Genomic DNA, 7,607 nt, shown 5'->3' with positions numbered 1-7,607 from the left:
ATTGTCAAAAGCTCGGTGAAGTCGGCAGAGAGTAGCCGTAAGACTGATATTAACATCAGACACGAAAGCTGTTCAGAGGTGGACGGTGCTACCTATATGTCGGGTGTCGAATACGCATGGTGAGAATGTGTATACCAAAGTACTGACGTACTTCCGAATGTAAGGGTCTAAACGTTTGAATTTGCCTAACGGCAATTCCCATCAAAGATGGGGTGTTTGTGGATGAGTAAGAATGGTTGTTATGAAAATCCATATATCGTTACAGGCGATATGGTGAAAACTAAACACAGGCTTAGAGGAAGAACCTAAACGTATTCAAAGATAAGATTGTCGGAACGTGGTAAGCCAAGAGCATGGAAGCAGTCTAATGCTAATGAAGTGTTGAATGGGAAAATGACTGAAAAAAACAGCATATAACCGTTCTTTATCTTGGTGAAAGCGGTGGCACAGTACCTATGAAGCGAAAATAATAAGTTCGTGGAGGGATAGCCACCAGTCACAGGAAAGTACAAGAACTGAAATTAAGACAAACACAGCTTCGAGTATGACAAAGAAAATCAAATCCGAAAGGAGATGGTGACTGTGTCCACTTCGAAACAAACACTGAAACAAAGCAAAATCCGTTATACGGAATACTATGACTTGCAAAAAGTCCTTGATGATTTATATGAAGATAGCAGTAAGAATAAAGTATTTTCAAATTTAATGGAGTTGATAACTTCAAGAGAAAATATAAAACTTGCCTATCGCAGTATCAAAGGGAACAAAGGAAGTCATACAGCCGGAGTAGATGGCAGAACAATAAAACATCTATCAAGGCTAAATGAAGAAGAATACATTTCTCTCATACAAAAACAGTTTCATTGGTATAAACCACGCCCTGTAAAGAGAGTGGAGATACTAAAGCCTAATGGGAAAATAAGACCTTTAGGAATACCGACTATTGTAGACAGAATTGTACAACAATGTATCTTGCAAATATTAGAGCCGATATGTGAAGCCAAGTTTCATGACAGCTCCTATGGGTTTCGACCTAACAGGAGTACGGAACACGCTATTGCAGAATGTGCGAGACTAATGCAGATACAGCACTTACACTATGTAGTTGATATTGATATACAAGGATTTTTCGACAATGTATATCATGCAAAGCTCATAAGGCAACTTTGGAATTTGGGTATCCAAGACAAAAAGCTACTTTGTATCATTAAGGAAATGCTGAAAGCAGACATAGTTATGCCCGATAAAAAGGTAATTACACCAACAAAGGGAACACCACAAGGCGGTATATTATCACCGCTACTATCTAATGTAGTCTTGAACGAATTAGATTGGTGGGTTTCTTCTCAATGGCTGACAATGCCCACGCATTATCCATATAAACAGAGAACGAACAGTCAAGGAACAGAGATAAAAAGCCATACCTACAGAGCTTTAAGAACAAGCAACCTAAAAGAAATATACATTGTAAGGTATGCTGATGATTTTAAGATATTTTGCCGTAATTACTACGATGCAAAAAGAACCTATCAGGCAGTTACAAAATGGTTGCAAGACAGATTAAAACTAAATGTAAGTGAAGAAAAATCTAAAATAACAAATCTAAAACAAAAGTATTCGGAGTTCTTAGGTTTCAAGCTGAAGGTTAAACCAAAAGGCAAAAAGTTTGTTGTACAGTCGCATATAAGTGATAAGGCACTGAAAAATGCAAAAGAAGATATTTCTAAATGTGTTGCGGATATAAAAAGACCTGCAAACAAAAAGGAACAGTACAAAGCAATAGCCAAGTATAATGCCACTGTTTCAGGCTTGCATAATTACTACCAAATAGCAACAAATGTAAGTTTGGACTTTGCTAAAATAGCCTTTCACATTAAAAAGCAGATGAACAACAGACTTGATATTAAAACCAGTGGAACGCTAAACAAAGGATTTATCAAAGAAAAATATGGAAAAAGTAAACAGCTTCGCTTCCTTAATGGACATCCGCTAATTCCAGTTGGATATATTAGGACAAAGGACGCAAAACACAAGAAAAAGGTTGTAAATAAATACACTGTAAAGGGCAGAGCTTTTATTCATAAAAATCTGCAAATTGATGTAGATACACTTGTTTGGTTGATGAGACATCCTGTGCTTGATAAAAGCATAGAGTTTGCAGACAACAGAATCTCGCTCTTTGCAGCTCAATATGGCAGATGTGGAGTAACAGGTGTAAAACTTATACCAAACGACATACATTGCCATCACAAGATACCGCTTGAACAAGGCGGTACAGATAGTTACAGCAACTTAATTCTTGTTACAGAAGCAGTTCATATACTCATCCATGCAACAAAAGTAGATACAATCCAAAAATATATAAAAGAGCTTGGGTTAACAGTCAAGCAGATTGAGAAATGTAATAAGCTTAGAAAAATGGCAGAACTGCCACTAATTTAGAGAAAAAAATAATTTGTTACGAAGTGTGTAAGTCTTAGTTAAAACGTGAAAATCTTTCTTGTGATGGAACGCCGTGTGCGGTGAAAGTCGCATGCACGGTGTGAAGTGGGGGAAAATCCGGAGATAACATCAAAGGATTACCTATCACTATCTGGTGCTAAATCTCAAGGTATTAAGCAGCTTATGGCTGGAGGGGGAATTGTACTCATAGGTTTAAAACTAATACCGCTATTAGCAAACGTGTTAAAATAAAATGTTTAATATAGTAGATAAGATCAAAGAGTTTTTTTCGGAGATACTTATTGATATGATCAAGGAAAATTTAAGCGGAATGCTCCTTGATATAAATGACAAAGTATCAACGATAGCAAATGAGGTAGGAAAGACTCCGAGTGGATGGAACTCGGAGGTTTTCCACTTCATAAAGTCTATTTCAGAAAATGTTATACTTCCCATAGCAGGTCTTATCATAACGGCTGTACTATGTATTGAATTAATTCAAATGGTAATGAACAAAAATAATATGCATGACACAGATACCTTTGATTTTTTTAAATATATGATAAAAATGTGGATAGCAGTATGGCTTGTATCTCATGCTTTTGACTTTTCTATGGCAGTATTTGATGTGGCACAGAATTTAATAGGAAAGGCAGCAGGTGTGGCAAATGCTAGTGCAAAAGTTTCTCCAGGTGATATAGCTAATATGGTAGATAGCCTAAAAGGAGAGTCAATAGGAAAATTAATGACTATAGTATTAGAGACAGCAATTGTAAAGATGATAATTCAAGGGATATCAATACTCATTACAGTTATTCTATACGGCAGGATGATAGAAATATATATTTATACTTCAGTTTGCGCCATACCTTTTGCCACAATGGGTAATAAAGAATGGGGAAGTATTGGAACAAACTATATAAGAGGGCTCTTCGCACTTGGCTTGCAAGGTTTATTCTTACTTATATGCGTAGGAATTTATGCCGTACTTGTTAAGACTTTAAATATATCAGACATACACAAAAGTATTTTTGAATTACTAGGATACACCTTAATACTTGGTATAACTATGATGAAATCAGGAAGTATTGCAAAATCAATTTTAAATGCTCATTAATAAAAAAGGAGAAGATGATGAAAATTAGAAGAAAAAAGGACAAAAAAATTAATCTAAAAACACTTGGAATAATAGGACTCCCAATACTTTTAATAGGGGGATATATTACAAGAGAAATACAAAATAGAATGATTATAAGAAAAATATCGGAAGTTTTAGATAATAGAGAAGAAACGAATGAAAAAGTCTTAGAAATAGCAGTGAATTTGGGAAAATCATTAGAAGATCTGAACAGAGAAAATATATATGGCTTTTACTTAGAGGGTTTAGAATAATGGCTTATGTAAATGTCCCAAAGGACTTAACGAAAGTAAAAACAAAGGTAGCTCTAAATCTAACAAAAAGACAATTAATTGGCTTTACAATTGCAGGTCTAATAGGATTTCCAGTATATTTAATGACAAAAAAAGTGCTGCCTAATGACCTATCTATGTTAATTATGATAGGTGTGTCTTTTCCTATAATATTTGCAACTCTTTATGAAAAGGACGGGATCTATTTTGAAAAATATTTAAAGTATATTATAGATAAGAAAAGACAGACAAGTATAAGGATATACAAGACAGAATGTATTTATGATATAAAGAAACAAAGAAAGGAAAGGAGTAAATGAATCAAATACAGAAAAAACAACAGAAAAAATTAAATCAAGAAAAAAGAAATTTAAAAAAACAAAAAGAAGATTTAAAAAGCATTAGTATAAGTCAAAAAAAGATGAAAAAAGCAAATATTTCTAAAGAAAAAGGAAAGCCCAAAAAGAAGCTTTCCTTTTTTGGTGGGAAGAAGAAAAAGAGCGTTCAGGAAACAATCCCTTATTTAAGAATGTTGAGAAATGGGATTTGCCAAGTTGAGAAGAACAAATTTAATAAAATGATACGTTTTTTAGATATTAACTACCAGCTTTCAACAGAAGAAGATAAGGAAAGTATATTTAATGAATTTTCAAGTTTTTTAAACTATTTTGATCCAAGTGTTGATATAGAACTTTCATATATTAATCGCATAGGAAAAAATGAAGAAGTAGAAAAAAACATCAATGTTCCGGATAGAAACGATTCATATAATGAAATACGAAAAGAGTACAGGGAAATGCTAAAAAATCAGAGTCAAAAAGGAAATAATGGACTTACTAAATATATGTATATCACCTTTAGCTTACAAGCACAAGATTTAAAAGAGGCAACTACAAGACTTGAAAGAATGGAAATGGATATATTAAATAACTTTAAGCAGATGGGAGTAAAAGCTTATGTATTAAGTGGATATGAAAGGTTAAAGGTTATTCACGATATCTTAAATCCAAATAAGAATTTTGTTTTTTCATTTGAAGACCTAAAATATAGTGGACTATCTACTAAGGATTATATAGTACCAGCATCATTTAACTTTTCATCTAACAATCAATTTAAAATTGGAGAATACTTTGGAGAAGTAAACTTTCTACAAATTCTAGCACCTGAATTATCAGATAGATTATTATCAGAATTTTTAGGAGTTGAAGAAAATATGATTGTAACATTTCATATAAATTCCATTGATCAAACAGAAGCTATAAAGATGATTAAAAGAAAAATAACGGACTTGGATAAAATGAAAATTGAAGAAAATAAGAAGGCTATAAGATCAGGATATGATATTGATATTCTTCCAAGCGATTTAATTACCTATGGTAATGATGCTAAGAAACTATTGGTAGAACTTCAAAATCATAATGAGAGAATGTTTGTCATAACTATTTTGTTTACAAATATGGAAAAAAGTAGAAAGAAATTGAGTAATATAATTTTTCAACTAAATTCAATAGCAGGTAGACATAATTGTGTATTGAAAAATCTTAACTATAGACAGGAACAAGGACTAATTTCCTCCCTGCCACTTGGAAAAAATGAAATCGAAATAAAAAGAGGACTTACAACTAGCTCTACAGCAGTCTTTATTCCTTTTACAACAGAAGAGCTGTGCTTAGAAGGAGAGAGCTTATACTACGGATTAAATGCTTTAAGTCGTAACATTATTATGACAGATAGAAAGCTTTTAAAGAATCCAAACGGTTTAATACTTGGAACGCCTGGTAGTGGTAAATCTTTTTCGGCTAAAAGAGAAATTACCAATGCTTTTTTAATCACACAAGATGACATCATTATATGTGATCCGGAAGGGGAGTATGGAAATTTAACTAATGCACTAGGTGGAGAAGTTATAAAAATATCGCCAACAAGTAAGGATTATATAAACCCGTTGGATATAAATGTAGACTATGCCGATGAAGACAATCCCTTATCTTTAAAGTCTGACTTTATTCTTTCACTGTTTGAACTTGTAGTAGGAAAGGAAGGGTTAAGTGCAGAAGAAACTTCAGTAATTGATAGATGCCTTCCAATATTATATAAGGATTACTTCGACAATCCTATTCCTGAAAATATGCCAATTTTAGAAGATTTATATAATTTACTTTTAAAACAAGAAGAAAAGGTAGGGAAAAAATTAGCAGTAGAAATGGAAATTTATGTCAAAGGTAGTCTTAATGTATTTAACCATAGGACTAATGTAGATACAGGCAATAGAATTCTTTGCTATGACATTAAGGAATTAGGAAAGCAACTTAGAAAAATAGGTATGTTAATTGTTCAAGATCAAGTATGGAACAGAGTAACTATTAATAGGAATAAGAAGGAAACCAGATATTACTGTGACGAATTCCATTTGCTTTTAAGAGAAGAACAAACAGCCTCATATTCCATAGAAATCTGGAAAAGATTTAGAAAATGGGGTGGGATTCCAACAGGATTAACACAAAATGTAAAGGACCTTTTAGCCAGTCCTGAAATAGAAAATATATTTGATAACACAGATTTTATCTTAATGCTTAATCAAGCTAGTGGTGATAGGGAAATTTTAGCGAACAAGTTAAATATATCTCTTTATCAGTTATCCTACGTAACAAATTCCAATGAGGGAGAGGGATTACTATTCTACGGAAACACAATAGTACCTTTTGTAGATAGATTCCCTAAAGATACCAAATTGTATAAGTTAATGACAACTAAACCAGAAGAATTAAAGGAAGGGATAGAAATTGATAGACAGAGAGAAGTTAAAAACTAACTATATTATTAATTTAGATGCAATTTCTGCTCTAAAGGAATTTCCAGATAAAACATTTGATTGCTGTATTACATCTCCTCCATATTATGGACTTAGAGATTATAAAGCAGAAGGACAAATTGGAAGAGAAGAAAGTCCGGAGGAATATTTAAATAAATTAATTGAAGTCTTTAGAGAAGTAAAAAGAGTATTAAAAAAAGAAGGAACACTTTGGATAGTTATTGGAGATTCTTATGCAGGCACAAGAAGCAAAAAAGAATATAAAGATCCTAAAAACATAGAAGGAAGAAGTGGTCAAAAAGAGTCTATTACAGAAAAACTCAGTGGCTACAAGGCAAAAGACTTAATGGGGATACCTTGGCAACTAGCTTTAAAATTAAGAGAGGACGGTTGGTATTTAAGAAGTGATATTATTTGGCATAAGGAAAATGCCATGCCTGAGTCTTGTAGAGATAGACCATCAAGATCCTATGAACATATCTTCCTACTATCAAAAGCAAGAAAGTATTTCTATAACTTTGACGCTATGAAAGAACCAATAAAAGAAATAAGCAAAAAAAGATATATGAGGGCAAGGGGAAATAATAATAAGTATTTACAAGAAGGCACAGGAGCTAAAAGACAGAGCATAAATGAAGCAAGAGAGTATGGAGAATATATAGGAGATAATGTCCCTAAGTTTAGAAACAATAGAGATATTTGGACTATTAACACCAGTGCGTTTAAAGGAAAACACTATGCGGTATTTCCACCAAAACTGGTAGAACTTTGTATAAAAGCAGGATGTCCTAAAAAAGGCTTAATTCTTGATCCTTTTATGGGTTCAGGAACTGTTGGAATGGTAGCTATTAGGATGGACAGAGAATATATTGGAATTGACATAAACAAAGACTACTGTCAAATAGCTAAAGAAAGGATAGAGAAAAATATGAAATAGGAGGTA

At 32.8% G+C, this 7,607-nt stretch carries 7 protein-coding genes; all 7 read left to right on the top strand.

Annotation, left to right across the window (positions count from 1 at the left end):
- The first annotated feature begins 582 nt into the window (after nt 1-582).
- The 7 genes from ltrA to F594_RS0106355 all read left to right on the top strand — a co-directional run bounded on the left by ltrA (nt 583) and on the right by F594_RS0106355 (nt 7,601).
- Nucleotides 583-2,442: a group II intron reverse transcriptase/maturase gene (gene ltrA, locus F594_RS0106385; RefSeq protein ID WP_019034969.1), complete on the top strand. Its 1,860-nt coding sequence runs from the start codon at nt 583-585 to the stop codon at nt 2,440-2,442.
- A 105-nt stretch (nt 2,443-2,547) separates the two neighbouring features.
- Entirely contained in the window at nt 2,548-2,694 is a 147-nt protein-coding gene (locus F594_RS09525) for a Maff2 family mobile element protein (RefSeq protein ID WP_000504426.1), read from the top strand.
- 1 nt (nt 2,695) lies between these two features.
- Nucleotides 2,696-3,559: a VirB6/TrbL-like conjugal transfer protein, CD1112 family gene (locus tag F594_RS0106375; protein ID WP_025194490.1), complete on the top strand. Its 864-nt coding sequence runs from the start codon at nt 2,696-2,698 to the stop codon at nt 3,557-3,559.
- A 17-nt stretch (nt 3,560-3,576) separates the two neighbouring features.
- Entirely contained in the window at nt 3,577-3,834 is a 258-nt protein-coding gene (locus tag F594_RS0106370; RefSeq protein ID WP_019034968.1) for a hypothetical protein, read from the top strand.
- Nucleotides 3,834-4,172 carry a PrgI family protein gene (locus F594_RS0106365; protein ID WP_004837294.1) on the top strand — a complete coding sequence of 113 codons (339 nt, stop codon included), beginning with the start codon at nt 3,834-3,836 and terminating at the stop codon, nt 4,170-4,172. Before F594_RS0106370 ends, F594_RS0106365 begins: the two co-directional genes overlap by 1 nt.
- The gene (locus F594_RS0106360) at nt 4,169-6,664 is read left to right on the top strand and encodes a VirB4-like conjugal transfer ATPase, CD1110 family (RefSeq protein ID WP_019034967.1); all 2,496 of its coding nucleotides are present in this window, start codon (nt 4,169-4,171) and stop codon (nt 6,662-6,664) included. The genes F594_RS0106365 and F594_RS0106360 overlap by 4 nt, the downstream gene beginning before the upstream one ends.
- Complete coding sequence (locus tag F594_RS0106355; RefSeq protein ID WP_004828995.1) at nt 6,636-7,601, top strand: DNA-methyltransferase; 966 nt, start codon at nt 6,636-6,638, stop codon at nt 7,599-7,601. Before F594_RS0106360 ends, F594_RS0106355 begins: the two co-directional genes overlap by 29 nt.
- Nucleotides 7,602-7,607 lie beyond the last annotated feature (6 nt).

The sequence above is a fragment of the Peptoniphilus lacrimalis DSM 7455 genome, from assembly GCF_000378725.1.
GTDB lineage: Bacteria > Bacillota > Clostridia > Tissierellales > Peptoniphilaceae > Peptoniphilus_A > Peptoniphilus_A lacrimalis.
Note: the sequence above shows the minus strand (reverse complement) of the source record. Positions and strands in the feature narration are given on the sequence as shown.